This window comes from Holdemanella hominis (assembly GCF_014306155.1).
GTDB lineage: Bacteria > Bacillota_I > Bacilli_A > Erysipelotrichales > Erysipelotrichaceae > Holdemanella > Holdemanella hominis.
On record NZ_JACRWH010000013.1, the window covers coordinates 15,356 to 29,353 of the forward strand.

Below are 13,998 nucleotides of genomic sequence, written 5' to 3' on the forward strand. Positions count from 1 at the left end.
ACAGAAAATGTCGCATTGCTGCGACACTCTTTTATAATACTTTTTGTAGAACATAAACAAGGATTGCAATGACAATAGGCACAATAAAAATCATTGAGTATCCACGTACAAACTTTGTTTCTAAAGCTTTAAATCCTAAATCATCATAATAAAATCTTTCATCATTGGTTTTACCAACAACACCCTCTTCCATTAGATTCGAAATTGTATAACTAATTGTTGAAGTGGCATAAGGCAAATTTTTAAATACACTTACATCTACTGCACTCTTTTCATCCACTGCCCCTCTTTTTTTCAATGTATCCATTACCATTGAGGCAGCCGTTGCCTTCGCCCCTCTTTTTCTTTTTCTAGACATTTTCTTTCCTGCTTTCTATATTCATGGCTTCTGCCACACTCTTTACACACACACCATATGCCTTCAAACTCTCAGGTGCATGTTCCATAACATATGTGTCATTTAGCTTTTCCAATACACACAAATCATTTTCTCCATCTCCAATAAAAATTGCATCTTCGACAGGTAAATGACAAAAGGCTTCCCATTTATTTGTGCCTTTTCTTGTGATCTCAATATAATCTTTTGAAGTAGCCATCACTTCATAATTTTTAAATAATCCTCTAAATTGATTTAATATTAAATCCAAATCTTTTTCAACATACACACTCAATTTGGCTAAGCCAAATTGTCGTGTATTTAAATATTCCATTAAATCCACGTCTGAAAACAAGCCTAAACTCGGTTGTTTCTTTTTAAAAACATGAAGTCTTTCTTTTCCATAACATGAAATTGGATAATAGCGATTGCCCGCTTCGTCTGTATAAAACAAATCCAAATTATATGCCAAAATCGCTTTACACATTTGTATACCTTCACTTAAATCAATCAAAGAAGAATATACATTCTTATCTTTATAATAGGCATTAGCTCCATTATCTGTGATCATATATTCACAGGACAATTGATACTTCGAGACAAGTGCCACACAAAAGGCACGATCTCTTCCTGTCACAAAGCCAAACGCATGTTTTTGTGTCCATTGATGAATGCATTCCACATCTTCATCTGTGACATTTCCGTTTGAATCCATTAAAGTCCCGTCTAAATCCGAAAGAAACAACATTATTTTCGGCGTTCTTTCTTAGCTTTTTTAAATGATTTTTGTTTTTCCTGTAATGCTTCACCAATCTTTTTTGTGACTACGATCTTATCACGGTTGCTCATTAACACATTGCAGTTGCGTGCCACAATACCATTTTTAAATTCAAAATTTGCAAGCATACGATAACGATAATATGTATCTTGAAAGAAGAACCCTTCTTCTGTGAAATAAATACGACGGTGTGTATATGAATCAATGGCTAGCCCTAAAAATACAAGTCCAATACATCCATATGCTAAATAGTAATAATACGTTTGTCCATTGGAAGCTAATTTTGGTGCCATAAACATCAAAACAAATGCCAAAACAGCCATCGCAACCATGACCCATATCCAATAACCGCCATCGACCATTGTTTCGTAGTGTTTATGTGAGTTTTTAAAGTTTTCAAATTCCTTTTTGTAGGCAAGTCCACCTTTTAAGCTTTGATAAAATATGAATGCCATGTATCCAACTAATACAACGCCCACAACGATTTTAAAAAATATATTATTTGAATCCATAATCCGTCTCCTTTTTAAGTACATTAAGCATTATAACATCATTTCATGCTATAATAAAAGCATTGTTGGAGGTTGTTTATGGAAGAAAATATGCAGGCTTTAATGGATCGTCTAAATAGTTCGAGTCAATTTCTGCAAAGCAATGACATGCGTGTAACAGAAGTTCGCCATGGTTTTGCGAAGGTAGAAATGATTATTGATGAACAAATTTTAAATATACATGGCTTTGTCCATGGTGGAGCCCTTTTCTCTTTGGCTGACACAGTCGCTGGAGCAGCAAGCTTTGCGACAGGAAGAGACAGCGTTACACTTACGGGTACAATTAATTATATTAAGCCAGGTCGTGGTGGCAAATTGATTGGGATTGCCCAAGAAATCTCAAGTGGAAGAACAACTGGAGTATATGAGGTATTTATCTTCAATGATGAAAATGTACTTCTTTCTCGTGCCACATTCACAATGTTCTTCTTAGATTCTGACAAGATGAAAAAAAAGAAAGAGCAGAAATAAAACTGCTCTTTTCGTTTATTTAAATGCTCTTTTAAATCTTTCAAAAGGAGATTCAGATTGTCCTGATTTTAATTCTTCATATAGCTCTCTTTCTCTGCGAGATACTTTACGTGGAATTTCAACCTGTACTTCTACAAATTCATCCCCTTGTCCTGAACGAGATTTTACACCTTTTCCTTTTAGACGGAACTTAGTGTTTGGCTGTGTTCCTTCAGGAATTTTCAATTCAACATCGCCATATACTGTTGGTACTTGAATCGTACATCCAATTGTCGCATCAATTGAACTGATTGGAACTTTAATGAAGATATTGTTGTCTTCGCGTTTGAAAGTTGGATGTGGCGTAACCATAATTTCGATGTATAAATCGCCATTAGGCCCTCCATTTGTTCCTCTTTCACCTTTTCCAGGAATACGAATCTGTTGACCCGATTGAATACCTGCTGGAATCTTAATATCTAGTTTTACACGACGGTGCTCATATCCGTTTCCATGACAATGGGAGCATGCACGTGTAACTTTCTTACCTGTACCATGACAATCTGGACATACGCTTTGTTGCTGAATCACACCGAATGGTGTTCTTTGTTGAGACATAACATATCCAGAACCATGGCATGTAGGACATGTCTGCACATCACTTGGGCTTTCAGCTCCAGATCCGTTACAGTGTTTACATGTTTCATCCACATCCAATGAAATCGTTTCTGTTTTACCAAAAATTGAATCCATGAAATCAATGCGCATCTGCATGTAACGGTCTTGTCCTTGTCGAGGCTGATTACTTGAACGGCGAGATCCTCCACCGCCAAATCCTCCACCAAAGAACGAACCGAAGATGTCTCCTAAATCGCCAAAATCTGTGAATCCTCCAGAGAATCCACCACCTTGTCCAAAGGCTCCATCCATACCTGCATGACCAAATTGATCATATGTTGCACGTTTTTTCTCATCGCTTAATACTTCATAAGCTTCATTGATTTCCTTGAACTTATCTTCAGCTCCAGGTTCATGATTTCGATCGGGGTGATATTTCATGGCCAATTTTCGATAGGCCTTTTTAATTTCATCTGGTGTAGCACTTTTGCTGACGCCAAGCACTTCATAATAGTCACGTTTTTCTGCCATGTGAATCCCTCCATACGATACGAAGAAGTTCTAGCGTGGCTAGAACTTCAAATGTTGCTTATTTATTTTACTTCTCAGTGAATTCACCGTCAACTACATCATCACCTGAGTGAGTTTGTGTTGATTGTGAAGCTGCATCACCATTTGGCTGGTTATACATTGCTTGTCCTGCCTGCATTGCTGCTTTTTCAAGCATGTCTAATTTAGCCTTAACTTCTTCCATGTTATTTTCATCTAAAGATTTTTGTAGATCATCACGCAATTTCTTAGTTTCTTCAGCTTGTTTTGGATCAATCTTATCTTTATTGTCTTCTAACATTCCATCGATTTGTGCAATGAAGCCTTCAGCTTTGTTACGTAAATCAATTTCTTCCTTACGTTTTTCATCTTCAGCCTTGTTATCTTCAGCTTCACGAACCATACGATCGATTTCTTCATCACTCAATCCACTAGAGTTTTGAATTGTGATGTGTTGTTCTTTACCAGTACCCTTATCTGTAGCACTTACGTGTACGATACCGTTGGCATCAATATCAAATTTAACTTCAATTTGAGGAACTCCACGACGAGCTGGTGCAATTCCGTTTAATTGGAAGTTTCCTAATTCTTTATTGTCGTTAGCCATTGGACGTTCACCTTGTAATACACGGATATCTACAGCTGGTTGGTTATCAGCGGCTGTTGAGAAAATCTGTGATTTACTTGTTGGGATTGTAGTGTTACGAGGGATCAACACTGTCATAACTCCACCCATAGTTTCGATACCTAATGATAATGGTGTAACATCTAGTAATAACACATCATTTACATCACCTGAGATAACTCCACCTTGGATTGCAGCACCCATAGCTACAGCTTCATCTGGGTTTACTGAGTGGTTAGGATCTTTTCCTAATGCTTTACGTACTGCTTCTTGAACCGCTGGAATACGAGTAGATCCACCAACTAATAATACTTCGTCGATATCAGATTTAGACAATTTTGCATCTCTTAATGCATTTTCAATTGGAATCAATGTACGTTCTACTAAATGTTTAGTCATATCATCAAATTTAGCACGAGTTAATGTTGTATCAAAGTGCAATGGACCCGCAGGACCTGCTGAGATAAATGGTAAGCTGATTTGTGTCTGCATTACACCACTTAAATCTTTTTTCGCTTTTTCAGCAGCTTCTTTTAAACGTTGCATAGCCATTGGATCTTGCGACAAGTCAATTGCGTTATCTTTCTTGAATGTATCAACCATCCAGTTTACTAATACGTTATCGAAGTCATCTCCACCTAAGTGAGTATCTCCGTTTGTTGATAATACTTCGAATGTTCCATCAGCTAAATCAAGGATACTAACATCGAAAGTACCTCCACCTAAGTCATAGATCAATACTTTTTCTTCTTTATCTGTTTTATCAATACCATAAGCCAATGCTGCAGCTGTTGGTTCGTTGATAATACGTTCTACTTCTAATCCAGCAATTTTACCAGCATCTTTAGTTGCTTGACGCTGAGCATCGTTGAAGTATGCAGGAACTGTGATAACAGCCTTTGTTACTTTTTCTCCTAAGTAATCTTCTGCATATGATTTCAAGTATTGAAGGATCATTGCACTAATTTCTTGTGGTGTATATGATTTTCCCTCAGCCTCTACTTTTTCATTCGTTCCCATCAAACGCTTAATTGAACTAATTGTGTTTTTATTTGTGACTGCCTGACGTTTTGCAGCATCACCAATAATACGTTCTCCATCTTTGAACGCAACAACACTTGGTGTTGTACGATTTCCTTCTGGGTTAGGAATTACTTTACAATCTTTACCTTCCATAACCGCAACACAGCTATTTGTTGTACCTAAGTCAATACCAATAATTTTACTCATGATAATTACCTCCCTATTCGCTCACTTTTACTAATGCTGGTCGTAAAATACGATCCTTCAACATATATCCTTTTTGTAATACTTCAATAACCATTCCACTTTCAACGCCTTCTTTTTTCTCTTGCATTAAAGCCTGCATTGTATTGTGGTCGAATGGTTTATCGGCTGCATCTATTTCCTGTACGCCTTCTTTTTCCAGCACACCTTTCAATTGTTTATGAATCATCTCAAAACCTTTGACATAATTCTTAATTGTCTCATCCTCGGTTTGTACTTTCAAAGCCATTTCCATTGAATCAAGAATTGGCAAGATTTCCGTTGCTGGCTGTTGGAAGCGATATTTTCGAGTTGCATCTGCATCTTTCTGTAGACGTTTTTTCATGTTTTCTGTATCTGCATAAGCACGTGCTACATCATTTTTTGCCTTGTCCAGTTCTGCCTTCAAACCTTCAATAATTTCGTCTGAACTTGGTTCTTTTTTTTCTTCAGCTGCCCCTTCAACAACTTCTTCTTTTGTTTCTTCTTTTACTTCTTTAGTTTCTTCTTTGCTCATCGTTGGCACCTCCCTTATCTTTGTCTGTCCCAAAGACGTCTTCGATGACATTTGACATATAATTCATCAAGGCCACGACCTTGGAATATTGCATTCGATTTGGACCAACAACCATTAATTGTCCTTCCTCATCGCTGTTATAATGGAATTTTGTCGTTAATACTGAACAATCTCCGATTTGTAACAACTCGTTTCTTTCCCCAATCTGGATTGCTACATTTCCCTCTTGATCCGTCCATTGATGGAATAAACTTCCATTTTCCAAAATACGCATCATTTGTTTCAACTTGTTGATGTCACTGAACTCTGGCTGATACAACATATTACTTCGTCCAGAAACCGCAACTTTCTCTGTCGCAAATCGCATAAAGGCTGAAACGAACGCTTCAAACAAAACTTCATGTCGAACAAGTTTTGCTGCCATCATCGGTTCAATTTCTTTCATTTTTCCAACAACATCTTCAATAGGCGTTCCCACTAATTGGTCATTTAATAAATCTGTACAATTTTGAATATCCTGCATGGACACATCTGTACCAAATTGGAACACTTTATTTTCTGTATGTCCTTGATCTGTGACAATGATCGCAACAGCACTTTGATTGTTGATTGGAATCAACTGTACATGCTGTAAAGTCTGATGCCTGCTATCAGGTCCTAGAACAACACTGGTCAAATTTGTCATGTGTGACAAAATATCACAGCTCTTTTGAACAACTTCTTCTAACGAATAATGTCTTTCACTAAAGACTTGCTGTAAAGCATTCTTTGTAGAAGCATCCAAATCCGCTTCCATAAGATGTTCAACATAGTACCTGTAGCCTTTTTGACTCGGAATTCGACCACTCGAAGTATGTGTCTTCTCTAACAGCCCTAACTTCTCAAGTGTCGCCATCTCATTACGGATGGTTGCAGATGAAACCGGGAAATCTAGAAGTTCCATTAAAGTCTTTGAACCAACTGGTTCTGCACAACGAGTAAACTCTTCAACTATTGTTTTAAAGATTATCTTTTGACGTTGTGTGATTTCCATTGTGAAGACCTCCTTCTAGCACTCATTTTCCTTGTCTGCTATTAGTATATCACAATTTTTAGCACCGTCAACAATTGAGTGCTAAATTTCAACTAAAAAAATAAGGATACAAATATTCGTACCCTTAACTAAACATAAATCAAAAATTCTTTAATCGATTCTTCACTCACTGAGAAGATGGATGCGATAGCTTTAACAGTGAAGCCTTTGTCCAGTATAGCTTGATACACTTCAAATTGATTTATTGCAATACCTTTGTTGATTCTTCAAACATTTCATCTAATGCTCTACACACTTTTACATCTCCTCACTTTGTAAAGAATGGATGTGATCACACATCCATTCAATCAAATACTTCTTTTTAGTTCTCTTAACGCATCTAAGTCTAATCCAACAATCTCAGAGATTTCTTCAAGTGTTTGATTATTTCTTACAAGCATTTTAATCGCTATTTTGATTTGGGTATTTTTTTCACCACGCTCAATGCCTTGTTCAATGCCTCGTTCAATGCCTTGCTTGATACCCATCTGGATTCCTCTGTTTGTTGATTCTTCAAACATTTCATCTAATGCTCTACACACTTTTACATCTCCCTTCTCGCTTTTGTTGTAGATACTCAATAACTCTTTGTTCTTTGTCACTACATACGCAAAATACAATGCATCACGATTAAACTCTCGATCTAGATCTTCTTTTAAAACCTGTTTTCTATAGATCATACGCAATAGATCAAAAAAGTCCTGTGTTGCCTTTTCACCTGTATTATACTTGTGATTTGTGTTTAGCTCAATCAGATTCAGTTTAAACTCATTGAACATGTCTTCAAATCCAGGATGAATAATTTCTAGTTCACTCAATCTTTTAGCAGCATTCCACTTGGATTCACCCACATATAAGACGACTGTTAAAATCATGGGAAGTCTTGTATGCATAGGTACATGTTGCTTAAAGTTTTGGCGAATATAACGCATACGAGCAACGCTTTCATATTCCATGACTCTTGCGACCATGGATTGATCGATATAGCTTTGGCTTTCAATCACGAACAAATCCAAATAAGTACCACCCTCATACCGCTTGATGATATCCACATGCTTACTAGAAACATTCATGACAAGTTCACTGTTTTCATCCTTAAGATATTCAGGCTTCAACACTGGTTGTCCATAAAATAAAAGTGCATTGAAGATCGAGACAAAGTTTTTGGGTTGTCCTAAAAACTTCTTAGACTCAATATCCATCGAATTCAAGATGACTCCTCCTTTCTTCTCTCTCTAATACGAAAAAAAGAAGGAAATTTTAGAAAAGATGTATATTTTGATAATTTCACATAATTCATTTTGATTTCACAATATTTACCAAAGTTATACTAAAATTATGACAACATGGGATGATATTCTATAAGTGCCTTAAAGATAAGGCAATGAATATAGAAATAAACCAATATTCATATCTCTCTCCTAAAAAAATAATAATAAACAAAAAGAAACCATTCTAGACGCCAACACTAGAATGGTTTTCTTATTTTAGGCATACGTATTACAAAATTCATCAACCAGACAATCATCTATCTTTTTCACCTCATTCATTTCCTTATGTGATAAAATTAAAACATAAGGAAGAAGGCGCTTCTATGTGGAATCGACAACAAGTTAAAGAACAAGCCAAACTCATTATAAAACGCAACTATTGGAAAATGTTTGTGGTTACGCTGATTGCATCAACATTGACAGGTGAAAAAAACAACGATTATTGAAAGAATACAAGACTTTGCATCAAGCAATCTTTCTTATGAAACCCAACCTATATTCTATTCCTCTAATTTCCAATATATATTTTATTCATTCATTTCTGTCGCCAGTATTTTTGGAATACTCTATACAATCTTTATTGGCAATGTTATTGTAGTTGGAAACAATAGATATTTTATTAAGAACCATGATGAAAAGTCTGAACTCAGTGAAATATTCAAAGGATTTAAGGGCAATTATTTAAATGTGATAAAAATCATGTTTTTGATGGATTTAAAAACACTACTACGGCTATTCTTATTCATAGTACCTGTAGTTAATAAAGCTTACGAATATCCTATGATTCCATATCTATTGGCAAAATCCAAATCTTTCGGCTGATGAAACCTTCTCTTTGTCCAAACAAATGACAACAGGACAAAAGGCAGACTTCTTCGTTCTAGATTTATCTTTTTTAGGGTGGATCATTTTAGGCGCAATTTGTTCGGAATTGGACTTCTATTTGTACAACCATATCCAGAAGCAACAAAAGCTGAAGTTTATTTGATTTTAAAGCAGAAAATATAGGAGGGATTATATATGTTTGAAAAAGTTGATATTCATAGTCTATACTTCAATCCTTTTGATAAGGTTGGAAAAGACTGGCTACTTATCAGTGCTACAAAAAACGGTAAAACCAACACTATGACCGCTTCCTGGGGAACTCTTGGTCATTTATGGAATAAGAATGTTGCGATTATCTTTATTCGTCCGCAAAGATACACAAAAGAATTCGTTGATGAAAGTGAGACGTTCACCCTATCCTTCTTTGATGATAAGCATAAAGAGCTATCTTACTTAGGCACAAAATCAGGTAAGGATGAAGATAAGATTACAAACGTGAACTTCCACATTGAAATGGTTGATGGAAATCCTACATTTAAAGAAGCTAAAGAAGTTTTTATTTGTAAGAAGCTCTATGTTGGAAAACTCGAAAAAGAACATTTCTTATTGCCTGAAATTTACGAAAGAAATTATCCACTTGATGATTTGCACTATGTATATATTGGAGAAATTACAGATGTCTATACAAATAAATAAAATTATTCATATCAATAACGAACACATATTTGGTGCTACTACACTAAAAGATATTGCACTTCCTGAAAAGAACAATACCGCACTTCATGTATGTATCGATCCAAAAGCGGTTATGATCAACCGCAAAAGATTGGCTGAAGAATTAAATATGCCTCTAGATCATTGGGCACTTCCTTGGCAAAAGCACACAAACAATATGGCCCACATTACTTCGAGCGATGAAGGCAAGGGGGCCTATGATAAAGATACAAGCATTATGAATGTAGATGCCGTATATACGACAGAGCCAAACATTCTAATTGGCGTATTTACCGCGGATTGTTTAGGCATTCTCGTGGTCGATGAAACAACACCATGCATATGCGCCATTCATTCCGGATGGAAAGGAACCACTTTAGAAATCACTAAAAAATGCTTGAGCGAATTAATCGAAAAAGATTTGATTCATCCTGAATCCTGTCACATATATTTTTCTCCAAGCATACAATTTGATTCTTTAGAAGTAGGTATGGAAGTTGTTGAACAAATGAAACAAATCAGTATTGATACAACACCTTTCATTCGATATATGCCAAATGAAAAAGCCTATATTGATAATCAAGGTATTAACATTGAAATGTGTAAAGAATTAGGTATTCCAGAGAAAAACATTCATTCAAGCAAATATGATACAAAAAAAGAATTCGATACATGTTTTAGCTATCGTAATGATAAACAAACAGGCGAACACTTTACCTTCGGATACATTAAATAAACCCAAGTCAGCAGCTTGGGTTTTTTTGTCTTTCACGAAGACGATTATCTAAATTGACCTTACGATAGATTTCGGCATGCAGTTCATAAAAACTCATTGATTTCAGCATGTCCTTTTTTTCTTTCGAACAATCCGGTCTGTCTAAGTAGTATAGGAAATGCGAATCTTGACACATATAAATGACTACGGCAAGCCCACAATCGAGGACATACGTTCTGGCATAAACATTTTTTGGATTATGAACTAATTCTCTTGCGAAATCTTCTGGTTCAAGATGGACGACAGTACACATTTCTTATCTCCCTTTGACACTTGCATTATGTATGAATTATGAATTCTCCTCAATAGTCTAGCTTAATTTTTTAGTTTTCCAAATTTTTAATTATGATTCAAAAGTTTTTATTTAAATTTGAGTTGGCTACAAAAATTTTAATCTTTAACGCTATTTCTTGTCTCAATTCCATTACATTCATTTTTCTTAATGCTTCTTTTTTAGAAACATCGACATCAAGTCGATCCAAATAATAAAGATCCTCACCTTCATAATATCCATACACAATACCGGCAATTCCATTATCTAAAACAATTGGTGTGGGAATCAATTGTTTCTTCTTTTTCATCATTGCCTTCGCAAATTCAACAGGATTTAATCGAACTACCATATCTATCACATACTTTCTTTAGACAATCTCATTATGCACAGAAACAATATTGAATTCATTACCCACTTTCAAATTATTTGTATTCCCACTTTTTATTCTGTTTTCAAAATATTTCGTTTATAATTTAATTGGATTCAAAAGGAAAAAGGTGAAAACATGTCAAAGAAAAAAGAAGAAAGACAACTTCAAATTCGTCAAATTCTTGAAGAAAAAGAAAAAATAAAAGTCGCAGAACTCGCTAAATTACTTTCTGTTACTCCAGAAACACTACGTAAAGATTTAGATGAACTACAAGAAAGAAAAATATTAGTTCGAGAACATGGCTACGCCAAAATTCAAAGTTCTTCTGTCGAAACATTTGTCGAATTAAAAGCACAAAAAAATAAGGAAATGAAAAAAATTGTAGCCCTAGAAGCATTTAGCCGAATCGAAAATGGCATGACCGTATATTTGGATTCTGGAAGCACAATTTTAACGGCCATAAGCGCCTTACGAAACAAAAGCGACATCACCATTGTCACCAATTCTATTCTTGTAGCTTATGAATGTGCCAACATGAATTTAAATATCATTATGGCTGGTGGTTTATTATTCAATATAGGAAAAAGAACCTATGGACATTTCGCAACCGAAATCATCGACCATTTAAACATTGATTTAGCCATCATGGGAACAGATGCTTTCACTGAAAAGAGTCATGGATTTACCACCATTTCTGCCGATGAACTTGGTTTTAAACGTCACGTTATGAATCAATCCGCAAAAAAAATCATGATCAGTGATGCAAGTAAAGTCAATAATAAGGCAGACATTGCGCCTTATGCCTTTTGTAAATTTAATGAGTTCGATGAATTCATCACAAACCATTTGACACCAGAACAATATAATGTTGTAAAAACAGTCAAGAAAGTCACACAGGTGTAGCTTATGTCAAAAAAGAAAGATGAAAGACAATTCAAGATTCGTCAACTTCTACAGGAACATCCAAAAATCAAGATATCCGATTTATCGGATTACTTTCAAACTTCAAGTGAAACCATTCGTAAAGATATTATTGAACTCGAAGATTCTAAAATCATTAAAAAAGAGCATGGCTATGCGCTGCTGTTAGAAGAACCTGATGAAATGCCCATTTCATTAAGAAATCAAGAATATATTGAAGAAAAGAAACAAATCATGAGACAAACTTGCACCTTTATCAAAGAAGGAATGGTTGTCTATTTAGATGCCGGTAGTACATGTCAAGCAGGTATTCCCTTTCTTCAATCCATTCATAATATTACGATTGTGACAAACTCCATTTTTGTAGCCTACAAATGCGCTAAACTAAATATGCACGTTATTTTGATTGGTGGAAACATTTCCAACAATGCCTATCGCTCTTATGGAAACTTTGCCAGTGAAACTATCGATTATATTCATATTGATGTTGCGATTTTAGGAACCAAAGGATTTAAAGACAACAATGGATTTACTACTTATGAAAATGAATATGAATTAAAGCGACACATTCTTCAACAAAGTGAAAAAATCATTGTGGTAACTGATAAAAATAAATTTAATACACAACCTGAATACACGTACTGTAAATTCAAAGAAGTGGATGTATTTATTTCAAACACATTAACTAAAGAAGAAAAAACTCAAATCCAAGTAATCCCAGAAATAATAGAGGCAGAAGTTTAAACACTTCTGCCTTATGCGTATGGATGATCAATTGTGAGTACTAAATAAATCTTTTTATCCGATTCAATATATTTTAGAAGCATTTCTTCTATTTCTTCCTGCGCATACTTTTCTTCAAATGGAATCACCAAATCAAACACCAAATTCACATGTGTTGGTCCTGACACAATTCTAAAATCATGAAATCTCCATTTCGGATCAATTTGATGAATGGCTTCTACCACTTTTGCACGATACAACTCTGTCTCTGGATCATTTACCTTTACTGGATCCATATGTAAAACTAAATCAATATTCATATTCTTTTTGACTTCACGCTCTATATTATCAATATGATCATGCGTTTCAAAGATATCTTTGGACGAATCCACTTCTACGTGAGCACTCGCAAAAATCTTATTTGGGCCATAATTATGCAGCATCATATCATGCACGCCTAAAATTGCAGGATGTGCCATGATCATATCTACAATATTGTGTACAAGTTCAGGATCCGGTGCTTCTCCAATCAAAGAATTAATCATATCTCTTAATAAGCCATAAGCTCCATAAAGGATAATTCCTGAAACTACGATACCCATGTATCCATCTAGATTGAAGTGAAGAACTGGAGACAACAATGTCGATACAAGAACAGCTGTTGTTCCACATACATCACTAATTGAATCCAATGCCGTTGCTTCTAAGAGACTTGAATCATATGTTTTAGAAAGCTTCTTATTGTATGCATACATCCAAAATTTAACTATGATAGAAATTAAAAGAATAATGACGGATGCAATTCTAAAATCAATACTTCCCGGATGAATCACTTTAGAAATACTTTCTTTTGCAGTTTCAAAACCTAAAACTAAAATCAATATTCCCACAAATAATGATGCGATTGTTTCCGTTCTTTCATGACCAAATGGATGATCCTTATCTGCTGGCTTATTTGCGAGATGAAAAGATAAAATCGAAATAATATTCGAACCCGCATCCGTTAAGTTGTTTACACCATCCGCTTGAATAGATACCGAATGTACAATAGTACCAATCACAAACTTAATCACAAATAAAAACAAGTTACTAAATATACCCACAATCCCCGATAATTTACCAACACTCGTTCTCACATTGGCATCTTTTGTATCTTGATAATTCTTTATAAATCTACGCACTAAAAAATTCATTATTTACCACCTTCAGTCTCTAAAGTATAGCTTACCTAAAGACAAAACACAAAACGAAATAGGTAGTACAATATAACTTTCATGTTGCAACTTCATATGAAATCGTATACATTTTAGGTGATGGAGGTAC

General features: G+C 35.1%; 17 protein-coding genes. 6 read left to right on the top strand and 11 right to left on the bottom strand.

Annotated features, from left to right (window positions below; genetic code table 11):
* Nucleotides 1-31: 31 nt before the first annotated feature.
* From H8911_RS04900 to H8911_RS04910, 3 genes are read right to left on the bottom strand one after another with little or no spacing between them, the layout of a single operon-like run.
* Entirely contained in the window at nucleotides 32-358 is a 327-nt protein-coding gene (locus H8911_RS04900) for a hypothetical protein (protein ID WP_117925586.1), read from the bottom strand.
* Nucleotides 351-1,124: an HAD hydrolase family protein gene (locus H8911_RS04905; RefSeq protein ID WP_186998874.1), complete on the bottom strand. Its 774-nt coding sequence runs from the start codon at nucleotides 1,122-1,124 to the stop codon at nucleotides 351-353. Before H8911_RS04905 ends, H8911_RS04900 begins: the two co-directional genes overlap by 8 nt.
* Nucleotides 1,124-1,666, bottom strand: a complete 543-nt coding sequence (locus tag H8911_RS04910; protein ID WP_186998875.1) for a hypothetical protein — start codon at nucleotides 1,664-1,666, stop codon at nucleotides 1,124-1,126. The genes H8911_RS04905 and H8911_RS04910 overlap by 1 nt, the downstream gene beginning before the upstream one ends.
* A 78-nt stretch (nucleotides 1,667-1,744) precedes the next feature.
* On the opposite strand from H8911_RS04910, the gene H8911_RS04915 reads away from it, so the two are divergent.
* On the top strand, nucleotides 1,745-2,176 hold the full coding sequence (locus H8911_RS04915; protein ID WP_118115289.1) for a PaaI family thioesterase: 432 nt from the start codon (nucleotides 1,745-1,747) through the stop codon (nucleotides 2,174-2,176).
* Between the two features lie 15 nt (nucleotides 2,177-2,191).
* Here the strand turns inward: H8911_RS04915 and dnaJ are convergent, their stop codons facing one another.
* The 5 genes from dnaJ to H8911_RS04940 all read right to left on the bottom strand — a co-directional run bounded on the left by dnaJ (nucleotide 2,192) and on the right by H8911_RS04940 (nucleotide 8,004).
* Complete coding sequence (dnaJ, locus tag H8911_RS04920) at nucleotides 2,192-3,304, bottom strand: molecular chaperone DnaJ (RefSeq protein ID WP_186998876.1); 1,113 nt, start codon at nucleotides 3,302-3,304, stop codon at nucleotides 2,192-2,194.
* A gap of 67 nt (nucleotides 3,305-3,371) precedes the next feature.
* Nucleotides 3,372-5,177, bottom strand: a complete 1,806-nt coding sequence (dnaK, locus tag H8911_RS04925; RefSeq protein ID WP_154555778.1) for a molecular chaperone DnaK — start codon at nucleotides 5,175-5,177, stop codon at nucleotides 3,372-3,374.
* A gap of 13 nt (nucleotides 5,178-5,190) precedes the next feature.
* Nucleotides 5,191-5,730 carry a nucleotide exchange factor GrpE gene (gene grpE, locus H8911_RS04930; RefSeq protein WP_117925580.1) on the bottom strand — a complete coding sequence of 180 codons (540 nt, stop codon included), beginning with the start codon at nucleotides 5,728-5,730 and terminating at the stop codon, nucleotides 5,191-5,193.
* Complete coding sequence (gene hrcA / locus H8911_RS04935) at nucleotides 5,711-6,763, bottom strand: heat-inducible transcriptional repressor HrcA (protein ID WP_117925579.1); 1,053 nt, start codon at nucleotides 6,761-6,763, stop codon at nucleotides 5,711-5,713. The genes grpE and hrcA overlap by 20 nt, the downstream gene beginning before the upstream one ends.
* Nucleotides 6,764-7,110: 347 nt before the next feature.
* Nucleotides 7,111-8,004, bottom strand: a complete 894-nt coding sequence (locus tag H8911_RS04940) for an Rpn family recombination-promoting nuclease/putative transposase (protein ID WP_255466291.1) — start codon at nucleotides 8,002-8,004, stop codon at nucleotides 7,111-7,113.
* 392 nt (nucleotides 8,005-8,396) lie between these two features.
* Here H8911_RS04940 and H8911_RS12665 point away from each other — a divergent pair, with 392 nt between their 5' ends.
* The 3 genes from H8911_RS12665 (at nucleotide 8,397) to H8911_RS04955 (ending at nucleotide 10,348) form a co-directional block, all read left to right on the top strand.
* Nucleotides 8,397-8,519 (top strand): hypothetical protein, encoded by a 123-nt coding sequence (locus H8911_RS12665; protein ID WP_255466290.1) that lies wholly within the window; start codon nucleotides 8,397-8,399, stop codon nucleotides 8,517-8,519.
* 574 nt (nucleotides 8,520-9,093) lie between these two features.
* Nucleotides 9,094-9,594 (top strand): flavin reductase, encoded by a 501-nt coding sequence (locus H8911_RS04950; RefSeq protein ID WP_186998878.1) that lies wholly within the window; start codon nucleotides 9,094-9,096, stop codon nucleotides 9,592-9,594.
* Entirely contained in the window at nucleotides 9,575-10,348 is a 774-nt protein-coding gene (locus tag H8911_RS04955; protein WP_244975848.1) for a purine nucleoside phosphorylase YfiH/LACC1 family protein, read from the top strand. The genes H8911_RS04950 and H8911_RS04955 overlap by 20 nt, the downstream gene beginning before the upstream one ends.
* Before the next feature lie 7 nt (nucleotides 10,349-10,355).
* Here the strand turns inward: H8911_RS04955 and H8911_RS04960 are convergent, their stop codons facing one another.
* Nucleotides 10,356-10,640 carry a hypothetical protein gene (locus H8911_RS04960; protein WP_117925998.1) on the bottom strand — a complete coding sequence of 95 codons (285 nt, stop codon included), beginning with the start codon at nucleotides 10,638-10,640 and terminating at the stop codon, nucleotides 10,356-10,358.
* Between the two features lie 97 nt (nucleotides 10,641-10,737).
* Nucleotides 10,738-11,010 carry a hypothetical protein gene (locus H8911_RS04965; RefSeq protein ID WP_186998880.1) on the bottom strand — a complete coding sequence of 91 codons (273 nt, stop codon included), beginning with the start codon at nucleotides 11,008-11,010 and terminating at the stop codon, nucleotides 10,738-10,740.
* A 156-nt stretch (nucleotides 11,011-11,166) separates the two neighbouring features.
* Between H8911_RS04965 and H8911_RS04970 the strand changes: the two genes are divergently transcribed.
* On the top strand, nucleotides 11,167-11,934 hold the full coding sequence (locus tag H8911_RS04970; protein WP_186998881.1) for a DeoR/GlpR family DNA-binding transcription regulator: 768 nt from the start codon (nucleotides 11,167-11,169) through the stop codon (nucleotides 11,932-11,934).
* Nucleotides 11,935-11,937: 3 nt separating this feature from the next.
* Nucleotides 11,938-12,696 carry a DeoR/GlpR family DNA-binding transcription regulator gene (locus H8911_RS04975; RefSeq protein ID WP_117926004.1) on the top strand — a complete coding sequence of 253 codons (759 nt, stop codon included), beginning with the start codon at nucleotides 11,938-11,940 and terminating at the stop codon, nucleotides 12,694-12,696.
* A gap of 11 nt (nucleotides 12,697-12,707) precedes the next feature.
* Here H8911_RS04975 and H8911_RS04980 read toward each other — a convergent pair whose 3' ends face one another.
* Nucleotides 12,708-13,868, bottom strand: a complete 1,161-nt coding sequence (locus tag H8911_RS04980; RefSeq protein WP_186998882.1) for a cation diffusion facilitator family transporter — start codon at nucleotides 13,866-13,868, stop codon at nucleotides 12,708-12,710.
* Nucleotides 13,869-13,998 lie beyond the last annotated feature (130 nt).

Bases quoted from the DNA above. Each gene is read 5' to 3' on its own strand.
- H8911_RS04940 (WP_255466291.1), bottom strand. From the start codon at position 8,004: ATGGATATTGAGTCTAAGAAGTTTTTAGGACAACCCAAAAACTTTGTC.
- H8911_RS04955 (WP_244975848.1), top strand. From the start codon at position 9,575: ATGTCTATACAAATAAATAAAATTATTCATATCAATAACGAACACATA.
- H8911_RS04980 (WP_186998882.1), bottom strand. From the start codon at position 13,868: ATGAATTTTTTAGTGCGTAGATTTATAAAGAATTATCAAGATACAAAA.
- H8911_RS04900 (WP_117925586.1), bottom strand. From the start codon at position 358: ATGTCTAGAAAAAGAAAAAGAGGGGCGAAGGCAACGGCTGCCTCAATG.
- H8911_RS04905 (WP_186998874.1), bottom strand. From the start codon at position 1,124: ATGTTGTTTCTTTCGGATTTAGACGGGACTTTAATGGATTCAAACGGA.
- H8911_RS04975 (WP_117926004.1), top strand. From the start codon at position 11,938: ATGTCAAAAAAGAAAGATGAAAGACAATTCAAGATTCGTCAACTTCTA.
- dnaK (WP_154555778.1), bottom strand. From the start codon at position 5,177: ATGAGTAAAATTATTGGTATTGACTTAGGTACAACAAATAGCTGTGTT.
- H8911_RS12665 (WP_255466290.1), top strand. From the start codon at position 8,397: ATGTGGAATCGACAACAAGTTAAAGAACAAGCCAAACTCATTATAAAA.
- dnaJ (WP_186998876.1), bottom strand. From the start codon at position 3,304: ATGGCAGAAAAACGTGACTATTATGAAGTGCTTGGCGTCAGCAAAAGT.
- H8911_RS04970 (WP_186998881.1), top strand. From the start codon at position 11,167: ATGTCAAAGAAAAAAGAAGAAAGACAACTTCAAATTCGTCAAATTCTT.
- H8911_RS04915 (WP_118115289.1), top strand. From the start codon at position 1,745: ATGGAAGAAAATATGCAGGCTTTAATGGATCGTCTAAATAGTTCGAGT.
- H8911_RS04965 (WP_186998880.1), bottom strand. From the start codon at position 11,010: ATGGTAGTTCGATTAAATCCTGTTGAATTTGCGAAGGCAATGATGAAA.
- grpE (WP_117925580.1), bottom strand. From the start codon at position 5,730: ATGAGCAAAGAAGAAACTAAAGAAGTAAAAGAAGAAACAAAAGAAGAA.
- H8911_RS04910 (WP_186998875.1), bottom strand. From the start codon at position 1,666: ATGGATTCAAATAATATATTTTTTAAAATCGTTGTGGGCGTTGTATTA.
- H8911_RS04950 (WP_186998878.1), top strand. From the start codon at position 9,094: ATGTTTGAAAAAGTTGATATTCATAGTCTATACTTCAATCCTTTTGAT.
- H8911_RS04960 (WP_117925998.1), bottom strand. From the start codon at position 10,640: ATGTGTACTGTCGTCCATCTTGAACCAGAAGATTTCGCAAGAGAATTA.
- hrcA (WP_117925579.1), bottom strand. From the start codon at position 6,763: ATGGAAATCACACAACGTCAAAAGATAATCTTTAAAACAATAGTTGAA.